Source organism: Microbulbifer litoralis (assembly GCF_023634065.1).
GTDB classification, from domain to species: domain Bacteria; phylum Pseudomonadota; class Gammaproteobacteria; order Pseudomonadales; family Cellvibrionaceae; genus Microbulbifer; species Microbulbifer litoralis.
On sequence record NZ_JALKCV010000004.1, the window covers coordinates 331,438 to 356,153 of the forward strand.

Here is a 24,716-nt window from a genome sequence, read left to right on the forward strand (position 1 = left end):
GATCAGAACCGGTACCAGTTCCCGTGCCCCTGCTCCGGCTTCAGGTAGCGGTCGCGCAGGCGTGTGGAACGGTTCACCAGTGACTGCGGCTCGCCGCCGATCAGCAGCTGTTCCGGGTAGCTGGTAACCTCCAGCGGATCGCCGCTCCAGATGGCGATATCCGCCACCGCGCCGGGTTCGATTACCCCGCCCTCGATACCGAAAATATCGGCCACGTTGGCACTGATGGCCCTGAGCCCCGCTTCATACGGCAGGCCATAAGCCACCGCATTGCCGGCCGACTGGCGCGACAGGTAGACATTGTGCGTGCCGGCGTAGCCCGGCCCGGAGATGGCCACCTTGACACCCGCCCGGTGCAGCAGCGCCGCGTTGTCAAAACGCGCGCCGAGACTGGAAAAGGAGATCGGCAGGTTGTCGATCGCATCGATCACCACCGGCACAGCCGCCGCGGCGAGCTGGTCCGCCACCATCCAGCCCTCGGCAGCGCCCTGCACGATCAACCGCAGGTTGAACTCCCCGGCGAGATCGATCGCGGCGAGAATATCGCTGGCGCGATTGGCGGTAACCATCAGCGGCTGCCGGCCGGCGACCACCGGCTGCAGGGCCTCCAGGTCGGCGAGGGAATGGTTGAGCTGGCGCCAGTCGCCGCGGCGGATGGCCTCCCGGTGATCGCGGTACTCCGCCGCCTCGCGCAGCGCGCTCTTGACCTTGGCAAAGGCGCTGGCGCGGCTGCCACCGGCCAGCTTGCCGCCGGGCTCACCCAGGTACGCCTTCTGCGCCAGGTCGGTGGCGACGACACTGTCGAAATCGCCGTTCAGTTCGATCGCGAAGCTGCGCCCGGCGAAGACCCGCTGCGGGTCGCCGACGCTGTCGCCCCACAGGCTGATCCCCGGGAACACCAGCGCGCGCGTGACACCACCGGCGCGGTTGAACGGGATCAGGGTGGATTTCGGATTGTAGGCCGGCACCGGATCGAAGGCACTGCCGATACTCTCGCCGGTCACCGCGTAATCGTTGGTGGCGCTGGCGGCACCGATTTCGGTCAGGCCCAGCTCGCTGACCGGGGCGATCACGCCGGGTGTTACCACCTTGCCGGCGGCATCGATGGTTCTGTCCGCGGCCGCATCCAGCGCCGGCGCCACCGCCACCACGCGGCCGTCGCGCAACAGGATGTCCGCCGATTCCAGGCTGCCGGCCTCGCCCAGGGTGTGCACCCTGCCGCCCTTGATCATCAGGGTCTCGGCCTGCAGTTGCGGCGCCGCGGCGCCCAGGGCCATGGCGCAGGCCAGGGCGATGTTTACAATGCTATTTTTCACAGCCGCTCCCCCTCGGCATCCAGGATGCCCAATTCGAAATCCGTGCGCGGCTGGCGGTCCGGATCGTCCCGGTCGTACATCAGCTCGCCGTCGATAAACACCTTCTCCGCCCTGGTGTAAACACTGAACGGGTTGCCGGACCAGACCACCACATCGGCCATCTTGCCCGCTTCCAGGCTGCCGGTCTGATCGGCAATCCCCAGGGCCCGGGCGGGATTCAGGGTCATCCAGGCGACCGCGTGCTGCGGCTGGATATCAAAGCCGGCGCGCCGACCGGCGGCCATCGCCTTGGCGGTTTCCTGGTTCAGGTGCTGGATGCCGACAGCGGAGTCCGAGTGGATCATGGCACAGGCCCCGGCCCGATCGAGAATCGCCAGGTTGGCCTGGGTCATATCGAAAGCCTCGTGTTTGAATCCCCACCAGTCGGCCCATACCGCCGCGCAGACATTGTTCTTCGCCAGCAGGTCCGCCACCTTGTAGGCCTCGACCGCATGGTGGAAAGTGGAGACCCGGAAGCCGAACTCCCCGGCGATGTCCATCATCACCGCCATTTCCTCACCGCGGTAACAGTGGTTGTGCACCAGGATCTCACCGTCGAGTACACCGGTCAGGGTTTCCAGCTGCAGGTCGCGTTCCGGCCTGTCGCCGCCGTTCTTTTTGTAGTCCCGCCACTTTTCCCTGTAGTTGGACGCCGCGATCCAGGCTTCGCGATAGCCGGCCACATTCCCCATGCGGGTGGAGGGCGCCACCCCCTTGCCGCCGTAGACGCGCTTGGGATTTTCCCCGCAGGCCATCTTCAGGCCATAGGGCGCACCCGGGAATTTCATGTCCTGCACGCGTCGCGCGGGCACGTTTTTCAGGGTCACACTGCGGCCGCCGAACAGGTTGGCCGAGCCCGGCAGTATCTGCAGGGTGGTGACGCCGCCGGCCAGAGCCAGGGGAAATTGCGGATCCTGGGTCCAGACGGAGTGCTCCGCCCATACTTCCGCGGTATTGGGCGATGTCATTTCGTTGCCGTCCTGGGAGGATTCGATCGCGGGTGCCGGGTAGTCGCCCAGGTGCGAGTGCACATCGATGATCCCCGGGGTCACCCATTTGCCGCTGCCGTCGATTTCCAGTACATCTTCGGGAGCTTTCAGATCCGGGCCGATACGGGCAATCTTGCCGCCGGACAGCAACAGGTCGGCATCGTCGAGCTTTTTATCGGTGCCGGTGAGCAGGGTCGCGCCGCGGATCAACACCGGTCGAGACTGGGTTACGGAATAGGTGGAGGGAAACGCATCCTGGCGGGCGAAAGTCACGGACTCGCCTTCCTGCCCCGATTTCCCTTCCTGTCCACACCCGCTCAGCAGTAGCGCGGCACCGAGTGCGGCTACCAGCCAGCGAGCGCACGGGGAGCACAGAGAGTACAAAGGGTACAAAGGGTACAGCTGCATATTGGTCTTCCAATTTTTTTGATTTTTAGGTTATCGGCAAACGATGCTATCAGGTGACGGTCGGCAGACCAGTACCAAAACTTCCAATGGTCACCGACATTCACTCCGCAGCCGGCTCCGGGCGGCGCGCGGACGAAGCCCGGCGACGTTCCCCGACGGCGCCCCCGCTGCGGGCCTCCGCCACCAGCCCGGCGAAAAACGCCCCGAGTCTGTCGGCGCAGCCCAGGGATTCGAGCAGCTGCAGCAACGCTGCCAGGTTGCAGCCCGCCCCCCGCTCGAGCCTTTTCAGGGTACTCAGCCCCACCCCCGATGCCGCCGCCAGTTCTTCCTGGGAAATATTCGCGGCCAGGCGCAGCTGGCGAATATGGTTGCCGATCTCCACCGACAGGCTGCCCTGTTGCGTCTCTACCCGTTCCGTCATACCGCATCCACGCAAAGGGAAAAATTGTAGCCCATTACTGGACGGTTAAAAATCGGAATTCATTCTCAAAAGGCGAGCGATCCGGTGGACATTCAGAAGTCTTCGTGTTGGAATCTTTGATGAAAAAGTGTCCAGGATGGATTGATGGCAAAACACTGTACCCGCGCTGTTCCGCCCTATCCGCAGGATTCAGTCCATATCTACGAAGCGCTGCGCAAAAGCGAAGAGCGCTATCGCGAACTGGTCGAGCATGCCAATTCCATTATCCTGCGCTGGGACAAAAACGGCATCATTACTTTCTTCAATGAATACGCCCAGCGCTTCTTCGGTTATGGCGAAGAGGAAATCATCGGCCAGCACGTGGTCGGCACCATTGTCCCCGCCAGCGAAAGTACCGGTCGCGACCTGCGGCCACTGATGGACCATATCTGCAACAACCCGGAAGAGCACCACTACAACATCAACGAAAATATCACCCGCAGCGGCGCGCGGGTGTGGGTAGCCTGGACCAACAAACTCCTGACCAATGACGACGGCGAGACCATCGGCGTCCTCAGCATCGGTTCGGATATCACCAAGCAGAGATTGCTGGAAGAGGAATTGCGGCAAGCGCAGAAAATGCAGGCCATCGGCGAACTGGCCGGTGGCATCGCGCACGATTTCAACAATATGATCCACGGCATCACAGGCTACGCCGAAGTGATCCAGCAGATTACCTGCGATGCGCGTGTGGCCGAGTACATCAACCATATACTGACCACGGCCCAGCACGCCGCCGAACTCACCAGGCAACTGCTCACCTTTGCCCGCAAGGGCAACTACCAGCTGACCGAGTGCAATACCCACGAGATTATCCGCGATGTCTGCGCCATGCTGGAGCGGACCATCGACCGCCGCATCCATGTCGCCAGGCAACTGGATGCCGGCCGCCCGCATGTGATGGGCGACCCGACACAGTTGAAAAGTGCCCTTCTCAACCTGGGAATCAATGCCAAGGATGCAATGCCCTCCGGCGGCGCGCTGCAGTTCCAAACCAGCAACATCACCATCAGCACCCCGATCAAGATTTCCGATTTCGAAATCGAGCGGGGGGAATACCTGCTGATCAATATTTCCGACAGCGGCACCGGCATGCCGGCGGAAATACGCCGGCGCATTTTCGAGCCTTTTTTTACCACCAAGGAGAGCGGCCGTGGTGCGGGCCTGGGGCTGGCGGCCGTCTATGGCACCACCCACCTGCATAAGGGGGCCATCCGCTGCCGCAGTCGCGAGGGCGAGGGAAGCAGTTTCGACCTCTACCTGCCGATCATCAGGGACTGCACCAAGCTAACCCGCCAGCGGCAGCGAACACCGGCGCCACAGCAACAGATCCGCATCATGGTGGTGGACGACGAAGCCATAGTCCGGCAGTACTCCAAGACGCTGTTCGAAATGCATGGCCACGAGGTGGAGACCTTCTCCTGCGCGGAGGAAGCGATCAATTTCTATCGGGAAAACTACGAGAATATCGACCTGGTGCTGCTCGACATGATCATGCCGCGCATGGACGGCCAGCAGCTGTTCGCTTTCCTGAAACGCATCAACCCCGATATCAGGGCGATGCTGTCTACCGGTTACAGCGTCGACAGCAAGGTACAGGAGATCCTCGCGGACGGCATACTGGACTGCATCCCGAAGCCGTTCACCTACGAGCAGTTGCAGGAGAAAATCGAGGCGCTGATACAGGACGGGCAACTCAAGCCCGACTGACAGGGCCCTGCGCTCCCGCCCCGGCACGGATTGCAGATGTGTGGAGTACGGCTGTCAGACAATCGCGTGCGGCAGGTAGCGGCTCAGGTCCTGGGTAATCATGCTGTCGTCTTCCCGCAACGACATGCCCGCGGCTTCATCGTCCACCAGCCAGCTGCCGATCAGGGTGTGGTTGCGCCCGAACTGCGGCAACGCATGCAGCGCCTGGTAGACAAACCCCTCCTCACCGTATGGACCGTCGGACAGCGACTGGATATCGCCGCCGCGCACGATCGAGATATTGGCCCCTTCGCGGGAGAAGATCGGTTTTTTCACCAGCGCCTCGAACGCCCCCGCCCGATCCAGCTCGTCCTCGAAAAAGGCCGGCAGCAGGTTCGGGTGATCCGGGAACAGTTTCCACAACATCGGCAACAGCGCCTTGTTGGACAGGATCGCCTTCCACGGCGGCTCCAGCCAGCGGATATTGTTGCGACCCAGGTACTCGCCGTACGCCTCGCGGAACATGAATTCCCAGGGATACAGCTTGAACATCCAGGTGATGACACGGTCATCGAGGTCGGTAAAACGCCCCTCGGCGTCGCGGCCGATATCCTCGATATAGACAAACTGGCAATCCAGCTCCGCCTCGCGCGCGCAGTCTTCCAGGTACTGCACGGTACCGCGGTCCTCTTCAGTATCCTTGCAGCAGGCGAAGTGTAAAACGCGGCCGGGCGTCAGGAACTGCAGGTCGCGGAAGCGGTTGACCAACTTCTCCTGCAGACTGTTGAACTGGTCCGCCTGCAGCGGCAACGCGCGCCGGTCCACATTGTCCTGCAGCCAGAGCCACTGCCAGAAGCCGGTCTCGTACAGGCTGGTGGGCGTATCGGCGTTGTTTTCGTAGAGCTTGGCCGGGCCCTTGCCCGAGTAGGCGAAATCCAGGCGCGAGTAGAGGCTGGGGTCCCCGTTTTCCCAGGAAGTGCGCACGAAATCCCAATGGGATTCCGGGATACGGAAGCGGCGCATCAGTTCGTCGTCCGCGACCACCCGCGCGACCACCTCCAGGCACATCTGGTGGATTTCCCCGGTGGGGTCCTCGATATCCCGCTCCACCTGCTCCAGGGAAAACTGGTAGTAGGCGCTTTCATCCCAGTAGGGCTCGCCGTACATGGTGTGAAAGCCGAAGCCGAATTCCCGCGCCCGGGCCTGCCAGCCCGGGCGCTCCCCTATGGGTATGCGCAGCACCTGTCAGCCTCCCCAGCCCCCGGAGCGGCCACCGCCCCAGCTGGATTTGGCGGAGGCGACGGAACCGAAGCCACCGCGGGACACGGTGCGCGACACCGTGGGCTTGGGCCGGGTGCTGGAACGGTCGACGGTGTAGGACGTTTTGCCATAACGGCCGATCACATCGCCGTCGGCGGTCATCAGCCGGTTGTAGTAGTTGGAATGCGGCTTCGAATAGCGGTAGACCGGATTGTAGTAGCCGTAGTGGCGATCGCGGTCGTCCAGCATGGAAGCGACCATGAAGCCGGTCATCAGCGGCATCCACATGCCGCCGCCGGTCTCGCGACAGTTGCCGAATTCCGATTCACAGAGGTGTTCGGAGCGGTATTTGGGCCCGGTGCGCTCGGCCTCGGCCAGCGCCTTCTTGTAGGCAGCCTCACACTGCTGCTCGTCCATGCGGGTGCTGTCGACGCAGTCGTCGACGGAAGAGACCACCTTCACCTCTTCCCGCGGCGCGCAGCCAACCAGCGCGGCGGCGACACCCAGGGCCAGGGGACGCAGGATAAAGCGGCTGCCGGCCGCCTTGCGCATACGGTCGAGATTGATATGTCTGGTACGTTTCATGCCTCCCCCCGATCAGTAAGTCATGCAGGCGGCGTTCAGCACGCCCACGGAAATCGCACTGGCGGCCAGCATGACACCTGCGCTGATCTCACCCTCTTCGATACGGGCGACGATGCGCGGCATAAAGCCGAAACGGATAATGGCAAAGGCCAGCAGCTGCGCAACCAGTGCGATCAGCGCCCAGGTGGCAAAGTCCAGCAGCGACACGGAGTTGCTGGCGGCACCGCCCAGGGCGATGGCAAAGCCCAATACCGCGCCGCCAAAGCCGATGGCGGCGGCGGTGTTCTTCTCTTCACGGATCAGTTTCCACTCGTCGTGGGGCGTCACCAGTGCGTAGAGGAACTTGAACGCAATCAGCAATACCAGTGACAGGCCGAAATAGGCCGCAAAATGCACGATACCAGTCAGTAAATCGTAAGGCTGGTCCATGTAGGTTTCTCCTTTTTGTATGAACGTGGGTTATCCGTGAATGGTCAATTGTGAAGGGGTCAGGGTGATGCCGGTGCTGAGCACCAGGCAGCGACTCAGGTAGTTGCCCTCTTCCAGTTTTTCCTCCGCAGAGAGGAACAGGGATTCGGTGCGCTGGTCCGACAGCTCGCGCTCGAACAGCATCGTGAACTGGTCGGTGCTGGAGTGATCGCCGTCCTCATCGTAGGTTTTCTCGGCCATGTGCACCGGGTTGTGGTAGTCCCCGGCCGCAGTCCAGACACGGCGGTAGCTGCGCCCGTCCAGCTCGTAGGTGGGGCCGCCGATCTGCTCCCTCAGCAGGCTATTCCAGGCCTGTTCGGAGGCGATATCGCGGGTGTCGTAGAAGTGGAACAGCTTCACATCCACCACGTGTTCATCGCGATTGCCGCCTTCGGCCACCACCTGCAGCCAGGCGTCGTCGTCCGTATAGAACCGGTACACCCAGGTACCGTCCAGGTCCGCCACACCGGCGGCGCGGATGATCTGCGTGGAGGAGAAGGATTCGATGGCCAGTTCCTCGAGCACCAGCCGGATGGCCAGCGGATCCACCTCGAAGCTGGCACCCAGCCGCAATCCCATGATGGAGGGAGTCTCCCGGCGGGGCTCCCCTTTTCCGAATTTGTTGATCAGCTTGGCAAACATTCGCCGAGGTCTTCCCTGTCGGTGATTTTGATATCGAAGCAGCGATCATCGTCCAGCCGCTCGGCGGAGATGTAGTAGAGCGTGTCGCCGCGGGCCACATTCTGATCCAGGCCGGGATTGATATCAATCTTCTGCTCACCATCGCGGCGCACGCCGATCAGCGTCGCGGAAAGTCCGTGCTTGAAGTGATCGAACAGCGCCCCGATCGGCAGCGGGGTATCGCCTGCGTAGCAGACGCTGTACTGGGTCATACCGTAGGTGCTGTCCAGCAACTGCCGGTGCAGGCGCGCCGAGCCCGGGTCAAGGGAAGACTTTGCCAGCAACTCCACCGCCACCGAAGGAATGCACTCGATCTTCGGGCAGTGGGAGCGCAGCAGCTCACCCACGTTCTCGTCCTGGAAATAGGCGGTCTTGTGGCTGTCCGGGCTGACCTTGTCACAGAAAAGCGCCGTGGTCAGGGTCACATCGTCGAGCGGGTTGTCGATAATGATCCGCGCCGCCCTGTCCAGCCCCGCCCGCTGCATCGTCTCGACGTGGGAGAAGGACTCCACGCGCACAAAATCGATACGGTCCGGCATCGGGTTCTCGATATCCGCCTCCACGCAGAGCACGATCTCGGAGGCATCGCCATTGGTCTTGGACAGCAGCAGCTCAATCAGCCGCAGGGTGCGCGTGCCGTTCCAGCCAATGATAACTGTATGGTTTTCGTGATTCATTGTGCGCAAACCTTTCTTGCCCCGCTGGGCGAATTCCGAAACCGCGAAGCCCACACGGGTAATCACCATCGCAAACAGGCTCAGGCCCAGTGGGATCACCCACAGGCTCACTGCGAGTTTGCCGGTGGCCGTGGTCGGGGAAAAATCGCCGTAGCCGACGGTGGAGGCCGTCACCACCAGCCAGTAGAAGAAATTCTCCACTGCGACGATGTCCGACTCGCCGGCGGCGCTCAGCAGCAGGTAGCTGCCGGCAACGTAAACCGCCACGGCCAGCGCGACCGTGGAGGTATTGGCCCTGATAAAAAGCGACGCCAGGAGGCGTCGCACTTTATACAGCAGCACGGATCAGGCCTTTTCGCGCTTGGCCAGCAGTTGCGCCAGTTTGTCGCTGCCGCTGACCTGGCCGCCCGGGGCAATGCCAGCGGCTTTCAGCTTGGAGTCCAGGCTGGAGCCGCTCTCGTCCGCGGCCAGCTCCTCCGCCGCCTCCAGTTCCGCGGAGCGCTGTTGCTGCTTGCTCTTGATGCGGTCGAGGCTGTCGAGCGCGGTCTTCACCTTGCTGTTGGCTCCCATATGCCGGGTGGACACCGCCACCTGCGCCTTCTGTACGGACTCGGTCGCCTTGACCTGGTCGATCTGCTGCTCCATGCGGCGCACGTTGGCCTTGGCCTTGGCAATATTGCTTTTCAGCGTGCGCTCGGAATTCAGGAAGCCGTCCAGCAACCCCTGCTCCACTTCCAGCTGGGACTCCAGCTCAGCGACGCGCTCGGCACATTCGATCGCCAGTGCGTCATCGCCCTTTTCATTGGCGGCCAGGGCGTGGTTGCTGTAGTTGTCGATGTCCGCCTGCAGGGAGTTGGCCTTGTTCTCGGCCAGCTTGCGCTTGGCCATGATCTTGGTCAGGTTTTCGTCACAGGCTTTCAGCTCGTTCTTGGCATCGCGCAGTTCCTGGTCGAGGATGCGCAGGGACTGGCTGTCGACTACCGCCTCGGTTCCCTCATTGACCGCGCCGCGCAGGGCGGTCCAGATTTTTCTCAGGCTCATGCCACACCCTCCATTTCAAAGTGTTCCGCGTACAGATCCAGGAAGTCGCCGACATTGGCGAACAGGGTTTCCACCTCCTCGATCACAACCTCGTCCTTGCTGGACACCGACAGCGCGCCAAAGGCGACATAGTAGTTCTCGCCGTTGATGCTCTTGATGGCGATGGTGGTCAGCGGCACCAGTTGGTGCGTCTGCAGGATCAGCCGGTTGAGTGCCGCCTCGTCCTCCACCTGGTCGACGGGAAACAGGATGGTCTCGACCACGATCTGTTTCTCGCCCACATAGACAAAGGCATCGACCCCCTCGTCGTTGGACACACTGAGGCAATCGCCCTCAGCCTCGACCACCCAGTCCGGGTGTTGCTGGGCCAGTTGCCGCAGGTTTTCGTTGTTCCAGGTCATTTCAACTCCCTTTCACATGTGGAATATCAGTCACAAATATAACAGTAAAAATTAGGCCGTCAATAGTTCATGCCACACTTTTGTTGCAAATGAACCACATAAGGCTATCATTGGTCACATCTACAAGAGGATGAGCATGGACCACAAACAAAGTCTGGAAAACCAGCGCGCACTGGCCCCCTACAAGCAGGCGATCGCCCGCCAGGTGCGCGCTTCGATGGCCCTCAAGGGCGTGCGCTACAGCGATCTCGCCAGTTCACTGGCCGAGCGCGGCATCTCGGTGACGACGGAAAACCTGCGCAGCAAGGTCAGCAAGTGCATGTTCTCCGCCGACCTGCTGGCGGCCATCATCGACGTACTCGGTGTGGAGGACAGCGCCATGCGCGATATTCTCAAACAGGCGCGGGAACTGCAAAGCGAGTCGACGCAAAAATAGCGGGAATGATCGGACGCGGGCCGTCCGCGGCGGGAATCAGTGGGCGACGCTGCCTAATAGTGATGCAACTTGATCACCGGCTCGCCATTGTCGCACTCGCCGATCACCTCCGGCTCCGAGATCTTGGCCCCGGCCTGGATGATCTTGTTCGAGGGGTAGGATACAAAGCAGGCAAAGTTGAAGTTGACCGCCCAGTTGCATTTCAACCGGCCGTCATCCTCTTCGTAGAACCGCTGCTGGCAGAAGCTCAGTGTGGGGCTCTGCCCCCCATCCGTCTGCGGGCCGGTCGTATCGTCGACGGCCAGCACCAACGCGGAGACCGGCAACACAAGCCCGGCAACCAGAAAACGCAGCCACATAAGCGCACCCGAAACTCTTCTGCACCCGCCACTACTCAAGCATAGCAGCTTTGGCGCCGCCCTCCTCTTCGTCTTCCGCCGCCCGCCCGGGCAACAGGCGCAGCAACCGCTCCCGGCAGCCGTCTCTGTCCCGCTGCCAGTTGCGATACGGCAGCGGCACCACGTGGATGCCGGCGCGGTACAGGGCGTGGTAGGTCTGCACGCTGAAATGCTCGACGAACTCGCCCGGATAGCCGATCAGGTCGACACCGACCAGGCTGCCGTGCCGCTCGCAAACCACGTCGATCTCCTGGCCGGCGACGGTGAAACCGATCCAGCTGTCAACGCGGTCCGCGGCCAGGGCCTCGCTCACTTCGGTGGCAAAGCGGCAGACAAAGTCCCGCTGCCCATCCGCGCCGCCCGCACCGTGCCCGAACGACAGGTAGCGCTCCAGCAGGTTGCCCGGCGGCAGGTCGCCACCGTCGATGGAGTGGATCACCACCTGCCGCTCCCTGGCCCGGGTCACGGCCACATTGAACATATCCGGCCGGTTCAGGTAACCCGCCGCGCGAATCGAATCCCGGTCGATCGACAGGGACAGCAGCATCAGGTCGCGCTCCTCGCCCTGGAAGCCGTAGGGCGTGGCCACGCGCACGCAGAAATCGGCCAGCTCCTGCGACGAAAACGCCTTGCGTATCGCCCCCTCGAGATACTCCGCCTGGTCGCGATAGGGCGACAGCACTCCCACCGAGGGCTTTACAGGCGACCTGCAGTAGCGGTCGATATGGCGCCGCAACGCCTCCAGCACCGCATCCCGCTCCACCGCGTTGCGGCCGCTGGCGCTCCTGCGCCCGTCGACGCGGCGGAACTCCAGCGCCGCGCTGTCGGAGGCGCCCGGCCTGGCCTGCATCACTTTCAGGCGCCCGTCGTAGAAATGCCGGTTGCTGAACGCGATCAGTTCCGGCCGGCTGCGATAGTGTTCATCCAGCAGCGTCACCGCGCGCTGGCTGCCGATGGCATCGGACACCAGGTCCAGCAGCGACTGGTCGCGGTAGCTGTAGCGCGACGGCACCTCGCCGTCCAGGTCGCAGTTGCGCCACAGCGCCTGCTGTCTTTTTGCAGACAGGAAAGAGACATGCCGCAGCTGCTTTCCGTCGCCCACCACCACGGCGCGCCTGGCTCGCTGCAGCGCCGGCAGTGCGCTGGCGATATCGCACTGGGTGGACTCGTCAAAAATCACCAGGTCGAACATCTGGCGCCCGAAGGGGAATACCTGGCTGACCTCGTCCAGCCCCACCAGCCAGATCGGGTAAGCCTGCAGTATCGCGTCGAAGTCCGTCTGCCCGAAACGCTCCGCCTGGCGGCGGGAGGTCCGCGCCCGCAGGGCCTGGTTGAACAGCGACAGGTTGCCCCGCTCGCGCTCCAGCAGCGCGGCCAGGCGCTCGAGCCGATAGGCATTGAGGTAACTGGCGGCGCGCTGCTCGAAGCGCTGGCGCAGCGTGCCGATGGAATCCTGAAATCCCCACAGGCTGTCGGTTTCCAGCAGCGGCCGGTAGAGCGCGCCGAGTATCCCCGCCAGCCAGGCGGGCAGCCGGTCCGACCCCAGCCGCCTGGCGGCGCGCAGCGCGCGGGTAAAGCGCCGCTCGGCACGGCCCAGCTGGCGGCGGATCTGCTTCAGTTCCGCACGCAATTCAGCGGCCGGCTCGCGCGGCCGCGGCACGCCCTCTTTCAGCAGGCTGTCCAGATGGGCCTTGAGGCTGTGCAGGAAACCGCGCTCACCGGCGTGTACATAGCCGGCATCGAGACCGTAATCCGTTTTGAGCTTACCGCTGACAACATCGATGGCCTGCGGCGTCCTGGATACCACCAATACGGATTCGCCGTGCAACATGCGATCGATGGCCATGGCGGCAATGGTGAAACTCTTGCCGGTACCGGGCGGGCCGGATACCAGGCTGAGAGGCTGCCGGGCGGCATTGTGCAGCGCCCGCACCTGCGCCTCGCTGAGCGACTCCGGCAGCATTTCCGGCGCACTCGCGCCGGCTCCGGGGCCGCCGCTGGCCCGTCCCAGCAGCAGGCCGAGGGGCGCGGAATAATTTTCGTCCTCCGCCAGCCGGGAGAGTTCATGCAGCACACCGCGAACACTCTTCGAGCGGTCCGCGAGCACCAGGCTGCAGGCCGAGGTGAGTCGCAACCCCTGCGCGCGGGCCCGCCCGGCAACGGCTTCCGCACCCTGCAGCCGCGGCCAGCGCCCCAGTTCCTCGATTTCCTGCAACTGCGTGTACTGCTGCAGCCATTGCCCCATGGCGGTGATCTGGCTGGAGCCCAGCGGCCACTGGGGTGTCGGGAAACTGTCCACCACCGAGGAGTCCATATCCGGTTTCAACAGCAGGCGCAGCAGCGGCAGGTTCGCGCGCACATCGGAGGCATCGACCTCGAGGAAAATATCGTCGTCGCGATAGAGGGTCGCGGGAGCGTAGATCAACGGCGCACAGAGTTTGCGCTGCCCGCCGAAGCCGCTGCCGGCCACCCGGCCGGTGACGATAAAACAGCCGTATACCAGGCGCTTCTCCCGACGGTAGCTGTCGGCCTGCTCCAGCAGCTCGGCGGCGGGGGCATCGACCAGGGGGATGCGCGGCAGGCTGCCGCTGGCCAGCGCATCCTCGCCGGCGATAAACAGGCGGCGGTCGCTGCGGATCTTTTCGATATTGGAGATCGACAGATCGTAGCTGTCCGCCCGGTAGCAACGGCGGAAATACTCGATCAACGTGCTTGGCTTCATGCTGGCGCCCCCTCGAAAACTGCGGCCGCAGTCTATACGGATTCAGGTGGCCGCAACAGTCAGGAACCGGCGGCAAGCGCCTCGAAACGGCTGGCTTCCGCCAGCGATGGCCGCAGGCCGTACTTCTGCACGATGGCCATAAAGCGCTGCACGTAAATACGGGAGGCCGGCGCGTAGGGCGGCATCCACTGGTCCGGGCCGCGCTGGCCCTTGCTCTGGTTGCGGCCGTCGTCCACCAGCCAGAGGTTGTCCGGGTCTTCGGCGAACTGCCGCTTGCGCTCGCGGCTCCAGTGGGCACCGCCGCGCTCGTGGGCCCATTTGAGCGGCACGATATGCTCCACGTCCAGGTCCGAGGCGCTGGTAAAGAAATGCCCGGTGTAGGGATCCAGCCACAGGCCGGTGTCCACACGGCAACTGTCGGCGCGGGTGTAGGTCACCGGTGCGAGGGAATAGCGGATCAGCAGTTCGTGGCGGGTGTCCTGGCAATCGCCGTCGGCATCGGACCAGCGCGGCAACCACTCGGAGCGATCGTATGACAGCGCGGGTGTGGAAACCACAGCGAGTGGGGACAGGAAGAAAAGAGCGGCGAGAAAAGAAATTGATCGAAAACACATACAACGACTACCAATCAATAATTGGCGCAATCGTACACGACTTTTAATTCATTGAAATATCGATCAGGTCACCCGTGTTGGAATTCCCCGGGGCATCGATCCGCATATGAGTCCGCACAGCCCTGTTCCCGGATTCAGCTGCACTTCATCCGGGCTACCAACAGAGTTTTGCCGGCAGTAGCCCGGATGGAGCGCAGCGGAATCCGGGAAAAAGAACCCTCCCCGAAATCGGAAATCAACCGCGATCGGGCGCCGCCAGGGATCCCAATTCGATCAGGTGGCCATCGAGTACCGCCACGCCGATGCCATCTTCGTCGCGCAGCAGGAAAGTCGCATTGCGGCGGCGCTGGGGGATTTGCCGCTGCGGGCGCTCGGGGTTGATGACCACCGGCCAGTCCGTGTCGATACGGACCGCGTCGCCGTCGCCGACAAAATAGCCGTACCCCTGCCGCAATAGCTGCAGATAGCGTCGGTCGTCCAGCACCAGCTTTTCGCCCGCCTCCAGCACATAGGGTCTCGGCGCCACATATTCCCAACCGCTGGCGTCGAAAGTATAGGCACCGTGTCGGTTGGACAGATCCCCGGCCTCGATGACCGAAGCCGTCTCCCCGCGCCGGTTGATGGCCAGGTCGGTCAGGTATCCGGCATCGCCATCCCGCGCCGCCAGGCCGCGGATTTTGACATCGACAATCGCATCGTCGCGGTTGAGTGGAATCTGTCGATAGATGGATTCGGAAACCTCGCGATAGCTGCCGCCGGCGATACTGTCGATGGCGGCCACCAGCATTTCAAAATTCATGCGGCGCGCCACCTGGCGATTGGGATCGTCCGGGTGGGCACCGGACTCGATCAGGATGGTGCTGATTCCCATTTCGGAAAAGGTATCGCCGAAGGCGCGGTAGGCATAGGTGTCGTCATACCTGCCCAGGTGGCCGCCGATCGCGGGCTCCACCACACCGGCCAGCAGGCCGATCAACTGTATCGCCCGCCGGCGGCTGTCATTGATATCCCGCGCCGCATTGAAAGGCGGCGCCAGCACCGAGATGGTGGCCATCCTGCCACTGTCGCCGACGGCGTAGTGCCGGTTCTGGTCGTGCAGGTTAAAACCGAAATGCGGCTTGAATGCCCGCGCCTGCGCCATCAGCGCGCGCCCCTCCGGCGACTGCAGCGCCTTGGCATCGCGGTTCACGTCAAAGCTCTGGGCGTTGTAGCGGATATCCCGCTCGGCGCCGTCCGGGTTCAGCATCGGCACGATCACCAGCGACAGTTTGTCTATCCAGCCGGCACGCCAGTTCGCCTGCTCCGGCGCTGTGATGTAATTCAGCAGATCGAACAGGGCCGCGGTGGCCGTGGGCTCATCACCGTGCATCTGCGACCAGAGCATGATCCGGGTATCGCCGCGGCCGATCCCGATACGGTAGATCGGCCGCCCCTCGTAGGAGCGGGCGATTTCACGCACATCGAGCAATGGCGAAGACGCCAGGCGGTCGATCAGCGGCAGGATATCCGCCTGCCTGATGGCCGGCTTGTCCAGGCCCGGCTGCCGGTAGTCGGCGTAGGTCTGGGGCTTGGCCATGGCGAGCGCGTCGCCGACCAGCAGGAACAGGAAGAACGGGAAAAGGGAGGAAAAGGAGACGGGTGCGATTCTTCGTTGGTGCATGATTGATCAGATTATGGTTGTTGCATCAGCCACGAAAGGCGCGAGAATAAAATATTCAATCATTGGCAAAAATAATGCAATGATAAATTCCTCGATGCGACAACCGGCTCCCGCCGTCCCGGGGCTCCCGGCAGATGCCGGCACTCAGGCCGGCTCCGGCTGCTCCCGACGGGCCTCTTCCCGCTCATCATCCGTACGACCGTTCGCGACCTCGCCCTGCCCCACCCGGTGGAACATCGCGTAGAACACCGGCACCGCGATCAGTGTCAGCACCGTGGCGAAGCCGAGGCCGCCCATGATGGTTACTGCCATATCCGCAAAGAAGGCGTCGAACAACAGCGGCGACATCCCCAGTATCGTCGTCACCGCAGCCAGGAATACCGGCCGCAGGCGGCTGACGCTGGCGCGCTGGATGGCGCTCAGGCGCGGCAGGCCGGCCTGGGTCTGGATCTCGATCTCATCCACCAGCACCACGGCGTTCTTGATCAACATCCCCGACAGGCTGAGCACCCCCAGCAGCGACATAAAACCGAATGGCAGGCCCGAAACCAGCAGGCCCACCACCACGCCCACCAGGGACATGGGCACCACCAGCCAGATGATGACCGGCTCGCGCAGGGTGCCGAACAGCAGCACCGAGACCAGCACCATGATCAGGAAGCCCACCGGCAGGCCCTTGCCGAGAGACTGCTGCGCATCCGAGGAACGCTCGTATTCGCCGCCGAACTCCAGCCGGTAGCCCGGCGGCAGCGACAGCGCCTCGGCCTCTGCGCGAATACGCCCGAATGCCGCCATGGCGGTCACGCCCTGCGGCGCATCGCCGCTGATGGTGATCGTGGGAACGCGGTTGCGCCGCTGCACCAGCCCCTCTTCCGCCGTGGTTTCAAATTCCTTCACCAGCTGCCCGGCGGGAATATAGCCGCGCTCATTCGGGCTCCACACCAGGCGGTCCTCCAGCGATCCCAGTTGGTTGCGATCGCCCTCCGGCAGGCGCGCAACAATCGGGATGATGCGATCGCCGCTTTCGAAATCGCCGACGCGGTAGCCGGCGGTGGCAAACTGGATGGTGCGGCTGACATCGGCCGCCGTCACTCCGGCGACCCGCGCCCGTTCGTCATCGAGCCGTACGCGGACGGTCGGCTGGCGCCCGCGCCAGTCGTGGCGGACTTCCTGCAGCCCCTTTTCGCGGAACAGCTGCTCCACTTCAGCGGCCCTGGCGCGCAGGGTGTTGAAGTCCGGGCCGGATATCCGCACCTCCACATCGGCGCCGCCGCCGGGGCCGAATACCAGTCGCTTGAAGGTGATCAACGCCTCCGGCTGCGCATTGCGCAGCGACGATTTCGCTTTGTCGATCAGCGCCGGGATCTGTTCGCGGGATTCCGTGCGCACGATCAGTTGGCCGTAGGACGGGTTCGGCGGTTCCGGCGCATAGGTGAGCATAAAGCGGTCGGCGCCGCGGCCGGCCACCGATGTTACCGACACCACCGCATCCTGCTGCTGCAGGAATTCGGTCGCCTGCTGCAGTGCCGCCTCGGTGCGATTGATATCGCTGCCCTGGGGCAAAAAGTAATTCACATAGAACAGCGGCGCATTGGAATTCGGGAAGAAGCCCTGTTTTACAAACCCGAAGCCGAAATAACTCACCAGTGTAACCGCCACCAGCGCGGCCACCGTGCGGCCGCGATGTTTCAGGGCGCCGGCCAGTGCGCGGGAGTAGAGGCGGTAAAAACGCCCGCCGTAGGGATCCTCCGAATCCGCCGACCCCGGCTTGAACAGGTGATAGCCGAGGTAGGGCGTCACGGTAATCGCCAGCACCCAGCTCAGCAGCAGGGAAATACCGATCACCGCAAACAGGGAGAACAGGAATTCACCAGTGGCATCCTGGGACAGGCCGATACCGGAAAACGCCATGATGCCGATCACCGTGGCGCCCAGCAGCGGCCAGAAAGTCTGGCGCACCACCCGCCCGGCCGCGCGCTGTGGCGACTCCCGGTTCTGCACACCCATCAGCATGCCCTCGGCCACCACGATCGCATTGTCCACCAGCATACCCATGGCAATGATCAGGGCACCGAGGGAAATCCGCTGCAGGTTCAGGCCCATCAGGTTCATGATCAGTACCGTGCCCAGCACGGTCAGCGCCAGTACGACACCGACCACCACACCGGAGCGCCAGCCCATGAACAGGCACAACACCAGGCTGACGATCACCACCGAGGACACCAGGTTGAACAGGAATCCGTCGACACTGTGCTCCACCACGCGGTGCTGCTCGTACACCGGGTGCACTTCGATACCCAGCGGCAGGCCCTGCTCCAGTTGCGCCAGCTTGGCTTCTACGGCCTTGCCCACATCCACGATATTGGTGTTCTGCGCCCCCGCCACACCGATCAGCACGGCGGGCTCGCCGTTGAAGCGGGCGATAAAATCCGGGTTTTCATCGTAGCCCAGGGACACATCGGCGATATCCCGCACCGCCAGCATCGACGTGGAGCCCGGCACCCCCATCAGGATATTGCCCACGGCTTCCTCGTTGCCGGCCGGATCGTCCACCACGATCCTCGTGCGCAGGTCGCGCCCTTCGAGCTCACCCACCGGTTGGGTGGCGCTCTCGGATTGGAGCACCTGCGCCAGATCGTCCAGTGAATACCCCAGCTGCGCCAGGCGCGACTCGTCGATATCCAGGTAGGCCACTTCGTCGATCACGCCGGAGCGGGAGACTTTCGCCACTCCGTCCACGGTCAGCAGCTCGCGGCGGATCACCTTGGTGATCTCGCGCATTTCCGACAGCGAAAAGCCCTTGCCGGTCACCGCGTAGTAAATCCCGAACACCTCGCCGAAATCGTCGTTGACCACCGGCGCCGCAGCGCCACTCGGCAGTTGCCCCTGGACATCCCGCACCTTGCGGCGCAGTTCATCCCAGACCTGGGCCAGCTCCTCGGCGGCGTACTGGTCGCGGATCTCCACACGGATTTCGGACATGCCCGGGCGGGATGTGGAGCTCAGGCGCTTCAGCTGGCCCATCTGCTGGATCGCCACCTCCAGTTTTTCGGTCACCTCCTCTTCCACCTGCCGCGCGCTGGCGCCGGGAAAGGCGGTAAACACCCGCGCTTCCTTGATCGTGAAAGCCGGGTCCTCCAGGCGGCCGATATCCGCCAGCCCCCACAGGCCGCCGACCAGGCAGATCGCCATCAGCAACCAGCTGTATACCGGCCGCTGGATAAATACATCAGAAATTTTCAAGGCACTTCCCCAATTGCTGCCGGGTCGGATTTTACGGTGCGGACTGCTGCGTATAATTGCGCACCCTGGCGCCCTCGTGGAGATGCTGGCCACCGGCGGCAACCAGTTTCATGGACGGCTCCACACCCGCCGACACGCGCACCCGCTCGCCGTCGGTGCGCCCGAGGGTGACCGGCACACTGGAGACGGAATGATCCTCGTTGATCTGCCAGACAAACGGCGAGCCGTCGGCACTGGTCTGTACGGCGGCGAGCGGGATCCAGGTATCGCGGCGGCTGTCGTCGAGTTTCAGGTTCACCCGCGCCGTCATGCCCGGGAGTATCTGCACCTCTTCCGGGCGTGGCATGCCCAGCTCGACGATATAGGTCTGTGTCACACTGTCCGCCTCCGCCTGGTGCTCGCGGTACTCCAGCGGGAACTCGCGGCCCGGCAGGAATTCGAAACTGGCGGTGATGGATTTCACCCATTCCCGGTTGACCGTGGCCAGCAGCTTTTCGGGGACCGAGATCTGGATCCGCACCTCGGAAACATTCTGCAGTCGCACCACGCCCTGCCCGGCCTGCACATTGGTGTAGTTCTCCACCAACTGCCGCGTGACCAGCGCATCGAAGGGCACGCTCAGGTGGGTATAGGCGAGATCCTGCTCGGCGTTTTCCAGCGTGACCTCAGCCAGGTCGTAGTTGGTCTGCGTCTCATCCAGTTGCTGTTGCGAAATGACATTGCGCCCGGCCAGCGAGCGCTGCCGCCCGAGTGTCTTCTCCAGCAGTTGCAGGTTGACCCGCGCCTCCTTGACCCGGCGGCGGAAATCGCGGTCGTCCAGCGCGGCGATCAACTGCCCCTTGGGTATGACCTCGCCTTCGCGGAACTTCAACTGGTCCAGTTTCCCGCCCACCTGGAAAGACAGGTCCACCGTCTGTACCGCTGTCACCCGGCCGGCGAACTGGCGCTGGCTAATGCCGTCGGCGCCGGAAACCCGCGCGACCTTGACCGGCCACTGGCGCGCCTCCTGCTGCTGTCGATCCGCGCCGGGCTCGGAGCAGCCGGCAATCAGCGCCACGGCCGCCAACAGCGGGGCCAGCGATATACGGGCAGTGCCGAACAGTTTCATAGGCAGATTCCAAAAATATTGACCAGGGGATGAGATGAGGTGGAGCGAATCAGTCGATCTCGGCGCAGAGTTTCGACAGGCGCGCGTGCAGGCGTTCGTAAACCGGGTCGTCCGCCTGCATGACACCGAAAACGCGCCCCAGGAACAGGCCGCGCGCGGCGCACAGCAGTAGCAGGGCCAGCTCCGGGTCGCTGGAGGACTCGCACACCTCGCGGCGAATTCGCGCCTCCTTGGCCTTGATCGGCTCCAGCAGCGCCGGGTCTTCCGCCACGGCGGCGATCAGTGAGCGCGGCAGGCTCTCGTCGTCGGCCATCAGGGCGAACAGGGATTCGATCCGGGCGGAGAGCGTGCCGCCATCACCGCAGCCGGCGGCGGCAAACTCCGCAGTCAGTTCCGATTCCCGCGCCGTGGCGGCTTCGAGCATGGCCTTCAGCAGGGACTGCTTGGTGCGGAAGTGATGCAGCAGCCCGCCCTTGCTCAGGCCGCACTGCTCGGCCACTGCGTCCAGGGTGAGCCTGCGGGCCCCGCGCTCACGCACCACGTCTTCCGCCGCGCGGATGATGCCGTCTTTATCGACCTTGGACATGCGACCCTCCAACCTGAAACAGTCAAAACCGACCAACTGGACGGTATGTTAGCAGCGTGTCGCCAAAGGTCAAGCCAGCGGCGGCGTACACTCCCGTGGTTCATGCGGTTACACTCTGCAGCGGAATCTACCCACCCATCACCGGCGAGCCTGCGAGCGGAGACGAGATGCCACAATCCCCCTGCCCCTGCGGTTCGGGCAAACCCATGGACGAATGCTGCGGCCTCTACCTGTCCGGCCGGGCCTATCCCGGGACCGCCGAGGCACTGATGCGCAGCCGCTTCTGCGCCTTTATCCGCGGCGATGTGTCCTACCTGCGCAAGACCTGGCATCCGGACAACTGCCCGGAGCTGAACCTGGCCGATATGGAGACACAGTGGACCCGCCTGGAAATCATCAGGAGCAAACAGGGGCTGAAGAAGTCGCTGGTGGAATTCAGGGCGTGGTATCTGGAGAACGATACCGAGCATTCGATGCACGAGATATCGCTGTTCAAACTGTACAAAAAGCGCTGGGTCTATGTAGAGCCGCTGCCCGGCTGGCACTAGCCTGATTTAAGGAATTATTAGTTGTCTCAAAATTGTTTTAACCCAAGCCACCCGTCGCAGTCGTCATCCCGGACTCGATCCGGGATCCAGCGAAGAGGCCCCGTCGTCCCGGATTCCGGATCGAGTCCGGAATGACAACTCAAGGAAGTGAATACAGGGTTTGCCGGTTGTTAAAAGGATTCTGAATAAATGCGGGGAAAAAGCCGGAAGTAGAGAAAAGATTAGAAGCAGAAGAAAAAAGAGTCGCGGGAGCCTTTCCACTCCCGCGCCGCTTTCAACATTTGCTGCTTATCGGCAAACCGCCTGCCGGACCTGGCCCGCACATGGGCGCCGCCCTTGCGCAGCAGCGGATTCATCGCAACTTGGTTGCGGGGTTTTGATTTTTTCATCTCTCGCTTCCTTTAGTTGGCTCGCAGGGCCAGCGACTTCCGCTCAGCCCTTGATACAGATCACCTGGCGCAGTGTGTGCACCGTTTCCACCAGGTCGGCCTGGTTGGCCATCACCCGGTCGATATCCTTGTAAGCGGCCGGAATCTCATCGATCACGCCCTTGTCCTTGCGGCACTGGATACCGCGGGTCTGCTCTTCCAGGTCGCTGCGCCTGAAGCGCTTGCGGGCGGCACTGCGGCTCATGCTGCGGCCGGCGCCGTGGGCGCAGGAGCAGAAGGATTCCGCATTGCCGAGCCCCCGCACTATGTACGACCGGGCACCCATGGACCCCGGAATAATACCGAGCTGGTCCCGCTGCGCGCTGATGGCACCCTTGCGGGTGACATACACATCGCGACCGAAGTGCTGCTCCCGCACCACATAATTGTGGTGGCAGTTGATCGCCTCGGAGGTCAGCGTGAAGGCCGGCAGTTGCTCGCGCAGACAGCCCAGCACCAACTTCATCATCTCCTGGCGATTGACCCGAGCGTACTCCTGCGCCCAGTTGAGCGCCTCGATATAATCATCGAAGTGACCGCAGCCTTCCGTAAAGTAGGCCAGGTCCCTGTCCGGCAGATTGTGCATATGACCCGCCATATCCTTTTTGGCCAGTTGGATAAAATGCTGGCCGATGGCGTTGCCGATACCGCGGCTACCGGAGTGCAGCATCACCCAGACGGCGCCGTCCTCATCGAGGCAGATCTCGATGAAGTGATTGCCGCCGCCCAGGGTGCCCAGCTGGGTGACCCAAGTCTGCTGTGGCCGGCGCAGCTTTTTCAGCAGTGCCGGATGCCTGCCGAACAGGCGATCCGCTCCCGGAGCCAGCTGCCTGCAGGCTGACTCGCGCGCGCTGATCAGCTTGTGGCGGCCGAGGCCCACCGGCACCCTCGCCTCGATTGCACTGCGCAGCGGCTTCAGGTTGTCCGGCAGCTGGTGGGCGTGCAGCGAAGTCCGTACCGCATTCATACCGCAGCCGATATCCACGCCCACGGCCGCCGGGACAATGGCGTTCACCGTGGGAATAACCGATCCCACAGTGGCACCCTTGCCGAGATGGACATCCGGCATGGCCGCCACGTGCGAGTGTACGATGGGCAAACGGGCAATATTTTTCAGTTGTTGCAATGCCGCATGTTCCACTTCATCGGTGTAGATCTTTACCGGCACGGTGCCGGGCGGTGCATTGCCGTTCAATACCATTTTTACAGGCATAACGAATCCCTGGATTTCTCCACGTTTATATAAATCAGCCTTCCAAGGAGCAAAAAAAAAGCCCCGGCATCAGCCAGGGCTTTTGGGGACTCTGGCTTGAAAGGCACCATCACCTTTCAAGCGCAAGCACATGAAAGGTGTATCAGGTAAAACGACTTGTCAGGTTTTGATACCGCATTTCATATGCTCCTTTTTCAGGTCCCGGCGCGGCGCGGACCGCGAGAACGGGAGGTTGTCTGGAAAGTGGGGCGAGTCTAACCAGCCGAAGTAAAATGTCAATATAAAAATGGCAATTGGCGATTGTCCGACGGTACACACCGGTAGGTCCCTGTACGTATTTTTGGCGGCGCCGGTGCGCACAGCGCACCCTACCCGGCTATAATAGTGCTCCCCAACCGCTCTTCGCCGACAAGCCCAAGCATGTACCCAGAAATCATTTTTGAAGACGCCTATCTCGTCGCCGCCTTCAAACCCGAAGGCTGGCTGGTGCACCGCTCCGGCATAGACCGCCACGAGACGCAGATACTGCTGCAGTACCTGCGCGACCGGGCCGGCTGCCACCTCTACCCCGTTCACCGGCTGGACAAACCCACGTCCGGCGCAATCATCTTCGGCAAATCCGGCGAAGTCGCCGCCCGGCTGCAGGCGCAGATGGAAAGCGACGAAACCGTAAAGAAATATATCGCCGTCTGCCGGGGCTACTGCCCGGAACAGGACACAATCGACCACCCATTGCCGCCGGTTGCCGATTTCAAGCACCAGCGTAAACACCCCAGGGCCGACCTGCCGCGCCAACCGGCCGTTACCCTCTTCCGCCGACTTGCGACCATCGAGCTGCCCCACGCCGTGGACCGCTACCCGACCAGCCGCTACTCCCTGGTGGAGATACAGCTGAAAACCGGGCGCCGGCACCAGATCCGCCGGCACTTCAAGCATATCCACCACCCGCTGATCGGCTGCCCCAAATACGGCAAGTCGGTACACAATCGTTTTTTCGCCCGGCAATATGGCTGCGACCGGCTGTTGCTGCACGCGCTGCGACTGCAACTGGAGCACCCGGTGACCGGCGAACACCTGGAACTGACCGCGCCGCCGCAGGGTGCATTCCTGTCGCTGATCCGGGCTTTCGGCTGGCCGGTTCCGCGTTAGAATTCCCTTTGGGTAACGGACCGGACTAAGGGAAAGCCTCGACAAGCGACGCCCCTGCCGCCGCTCCGAGCCACAGACCATTCACCACCATTACGGACTCGCAACAATGAGCAATCACCCGCTGCACCCCATTTCGACCGGCCTGCTGTTGCTGTGGATACTGTCCATCGCCGCCTGTGTCAGAAGCGACGACAATACACAGGTACAGATCATCCTGCCGGAAGATATCCCCGGCTACCGACAGCAGATGGCAAATTATGCCCAGGCGGGCGGCGAGAATCCCTTCCCGTCAGTCACGATGACAAAGCGACCGTTCCACAATCCCGGGCAGCAGCCCGTTGCCGCGGCCCTGGCACAGCAGGTCGCTGCCGCCGTGCTGGAGAACCGGCCACAGGCGGCAAAACTGGTCTACTTCCGGCAGGTCGACAATACCGCCCACGTGGTGCTGGCCATGGATGAAAACGCCTGGGCCGGCATCTCCGCCACCATTGCCGCAGTCAGGCCACTGATCGAACTGAACCTGACACGGCTTCCGGGTATCGACCGGGTCGTATTCGGACGCCCCGGCACCGAAAGCGGCACGGCCAACCTGTGAAT

24 protein-coding genes are annotated in these 24,716 nt (G+C 62.8%); 5 read left to right on the top strand and 19 right to left on the bottom strand.

Annotated features, from left to right (window positions below; genetic code table 11):
* Positions 1-2 precede the first annotated feature (2 nt).
* The 3 genes from MWN76_RS08885 to MWN76_RS08895 all read right to left on the bottom strand — a co-directional run bounded on the left by MWN76_RS08885 (position 3) and on the right by MWN76_RS08895 (position 3,173).
* The gene (locus MWN76_RS08885; RefSeq protein WP_250461045.1) at positions 3-1,316 is read right to left on the bottom strand and encodes an amidohydrolase family protein; all 1,314 of its coding nucleotides are present in this window, start codon (positions 1,314-1,316) and stop codon (positions 3-5) included.
* Positions 1,313-2,617: an amidohydrolase gene (locus MWN76_RS08890; protein WP_250461046.1), complete on the bottom strand. Its 1,305-nt coding sequence runs from the start codon at positions 2,615-2,617 to the stop codon at positions 1,313-1,315. Before MWN76_RS08890 ends, MWN76_RS08885 begins: the two co-directional genes overlap by 4 nt.
* A 235-nt stretch (positions 2,618-2,852) precedes the next feature.
* Positions 2,853-3,173, bottom strand: coding sequence for a helix-turn-helix domain-containing protein (locus tag MWN76_RS08895; RefSeq protein ID WP_250461047.1), 321 nt, complete (start codon positions 3,171-3,173; stop codon positions 2,853-2,855).
* 144 nt (positions 3,174-3,317) lie between these two features.
* Between MWN76_RS08895 and MWN76_RS08900 the strand changes: the two genes are divergently transcribed.
* A complete protein-coding gene (locus MWN76_RS08900) occupies positions 3,318-4,922 on the top strand; it encodes a hybrid sensor histidine kinase/response regulator (RefSeq protein WP_250461048.1) in 1,605 nt (534 codons plus the stop codon).
* A 54-nt stretch (positions 4,923-4,976) separates the two neighbouring features.
* On the opposite strand, the gene MWN76_RS08905 is transcribed toward MWN76_RS08900, so the two are convergent.
* From MWN76_RS08905 to MWN76_RS08935, 7 genes are read right to left on the bottom strand one after another with little or no spacing between them, the layout of a single operon-like run.
* Positions 4,977-6,143 (bottom strand): glutathionylspermidine synthase family protein, encoded by a 1,167-nt coding sequence (locus tag MWN76_RS08905; RefSeq protein WP_250461049.1) that lies wholly within the window; start codon positions 6,141-6,143, stop codon positions 4,977-4,979.
* A gap of 3 nt (positions 6,144-6,146) precedes the next feature.
* A complete protein-coding gene (locus MWN76_RS08910) occupies positions 6,147-6,746 on the bottom strand; it encodes a DUF1190 domain-containing protein (RefSeq protein WP_250461050.1) in 600 nt (199 codons plus the stop codon).
* Positions 6,747-6,758: 12 nt separating this feature from the next.
* Complete coding sequence (locus tag MWN76_RS08915; protein WP_250461051.1) at positions 6,759-7,175, bottom strand: DUF350 domain-containing protein; 417 nt, start codon at positions 7,173-7,175, stop codon at positions 6,759-6,761.
* A gap of 30 nt (positions 7,176-7,205) precedes the next feature.
* Positions 7,206-7,856 (bottom strand): YjfK family protein, encoded by a 651-nt coding sequence (locus MWN76_RS08920; RefSeq protein ID WP_250461052.1) that lies wholly within the window; start codon positions 7,854-7,856, stop codon positions 7,206-7,208.
* Entirely contained in the window at positions 7,841-8,899 is a 1,059-nt protein-coding gene (locus MWN76_RS08925; RefSeq protein WP_250461053.1) for an ion channel, read from the bottom strand. The genes MWN76_RS08920 and MWN76_RS08925 overlap by 16 nt, the downstream gene beginning before the upstream one ends.
* An 18-nt stretch (positions 8,900-8,917) precedes the next feature.
* A complete protein-coding gene (locus MWN76_RS08930; protein ID WP_250461054.1) occupies positions 8,918-9,613 on the bottom strand; it encodes a PspA/IM30 family protein in 696 nt (231 codons plus the stop codon).
* A complete protein-coding gene (locus MWN76_RS08935; protein WP_250461055.1) occupies positions 9,610-10,014 on the bottom strand; it encodes a DUF2170 family protein in 405 nt (134 codons plus the stop codon). Before MWN76_RS08935 ends, MWN76_RS08930 begins: the two co-directional genes overlap by 4 nt.
* 136 nt (positions 10,015-10,150) lie before the next feature.
* On the opposite strand from MWN76_RS08935, the gene MWN76_RS08940 reads away from it, so the two are divergent.
* On the top strand, positions 10,151-10,450 hold the full coding sequence (locus tag MWN76_RS08940; protein WP_250461056.1) for a DUF6471 domain-containing protein: 300 nt from the start codon (positions 10,151-10,153) through the stop codon (positions 10,448-10,450).
* A 53-nt stretch (positions 10,451-10,503) separates the two neighbouring features.
* Here MWN76_RS08940 and MWN76_RS08945 read toward each other — a convergent pair whose 3' ends face one another.
* From MWN76_RS08945 to MWN76_RS08975, 7 genes are all read right to left on the bottom strand, one after another.
* Complete coding sequence (locus MWN76_RS08945) at positions 10,504-10,809, bottom strand: hypothetical protein (RefSeq protein WP_250461057.1); 306 nt, start codon at positions 10,807-10,809, stop codon at positions 10,504-10,506.
* A gap of 31 nt (positions 10,810-10,840) precedes the next feature.
* Positions 10,841-13,570 (bottom strand): DEAD/DEAH box helicase, encoded by a 2,730-nt coding sequence (locus MWN76_RS08950; protein ID WP_250461058.1) that lies wholly within the window; start codon positions 13,568-13,570, stop codon positions 10,841-10,843.
* A 59-nt stretch (positions 13,571-13,629) separates the two neighbouring features.
* On the bottom strand, positions 13,630-14,127 hold the full coding sequence (locus MWN76_RS08955) for a GmrSD restriction endonuclease domain-containing protein (protein ID WP_250461059.1): 498 nt from the start codon (positions 14,125-14,127) through the stop codon (positions 13,630-13,632).
* A gap of 292 nt (positions 14,128-14,419) precedes the next feature.
* Entirely contained in the window at positions 14,420-15,844 is a 1,425-nt protein-coding gene (locus MWN76_RS08960) for a M14 family metallopeptidase (protein ID WP_250461060.1), read from the bottom strand.
* Positions 15,845-15,988: 144 nt separating this feature from the next.
* The gene (locus MWN76_RS08965; protein ID WP_250461061.1) at positions 15,989-19,087 is read right to left on the bottom strand and encodes an efflux RND transporter permease subunit; all 3,099 of its coding nucleotides are present in this window, start codon (positions 19,085-19,087) and stop codon (positions 15,989-15,991) included.
* 31 nt (positions 19,088-19,118) lie between these two features.
* On the bottom strand, positions 19,119-20,195 hold the full coding sequence (locus tag MWN76_RS08970) for an efflux RND transporter periplasmic adaptor subunit (protein ID WP_250461062.1): 1,077 nt from the start codon (positions 20,193-20,195) through the stop codon (positions 19,119-19,121).
* 49 nt (positions 20,196-20,244) lie between these two features.
* On the bottom strand, positions 20,245-20,781 hold the full coding sequence (locus MWN76_RS08975) for a TetR/AcrR family transcriptional regulator (protein WP_250461063.1): 537 nt from the start codon (positions 20,779-20,781) through the stop codon (positions 20,245-20,247).
* Positions 20,782-20,948: 167 nt separating this feature from the next.
* Between MWN76_RS08975 and MWN76_RS08980 the strand changes: the two genes are divergently transcribed.
* Complete coding sequence (locus MWN76_RS08980) at positions 20,949-21,329, top strand: YchJ family protein (protein WP_250461064.1); 381 nt, start codon at positions 20,949-20,951, stop codon at positions 21,327-21,329.
* Between the two features lie 221 nt (positions 21,330-21,550).
* Here the strand turns inward: MWN76_RS08980 and MWN76_RS08985 are convergent, their stop codons facing one another.
* The gene (locus MWN76_RS08985) at positions 21,551-21,718 is read right to left on the bottom strand and encodes a hypothetical protein (RefSeq protein ID WP_250461065.1); all 168 of its coding nucleotides are present in this window, start codon (positions 21,716-21,718) and stop codon (positions 21,551-21,553) included.
* 43 nt (positions 21,719-21,761) lie between these two features.
* Positions 21,762-22,970: an RtcB family protein gene (locus MWN76_RS08990; protein WP_250461066.1), complete on the bottom strand. Its 1,209-nt coding sequence runs from the start codon at positions 22,968-22,970 to the stop codon at positions 21,762-21,764.
* Positions 22,971-23,390: 420 nt separating this feature from the next.
* On the opposite strand from MWN76_RS08990, the gene MWN76_RS08995 reads away from it, so the two are divergent.
* Positions 23,391-24,119: a pseudouridine synthase gene (locus tag MWN76_RS08995; RefSeq protein WP_250461067.1), complete on the top strand. Its 729-nt coding sequence runs from the start codon at positions 23,391-23,393 to the stop codon at positions 24,117-24,119.
* A gap of 106 nt (positions 24,120-24,225) precedes the next feature.
* Entirely contained in the window at positions 24,226-24,714 is a 489-nt protein-coding gene (locus tag MWN76_RS09000; RefSeq protein WP_250461068.1) for a hypothetical protein, read from the top strand.
* Positions 24,715-24,716: the final 2 nt, after the last annotated feature.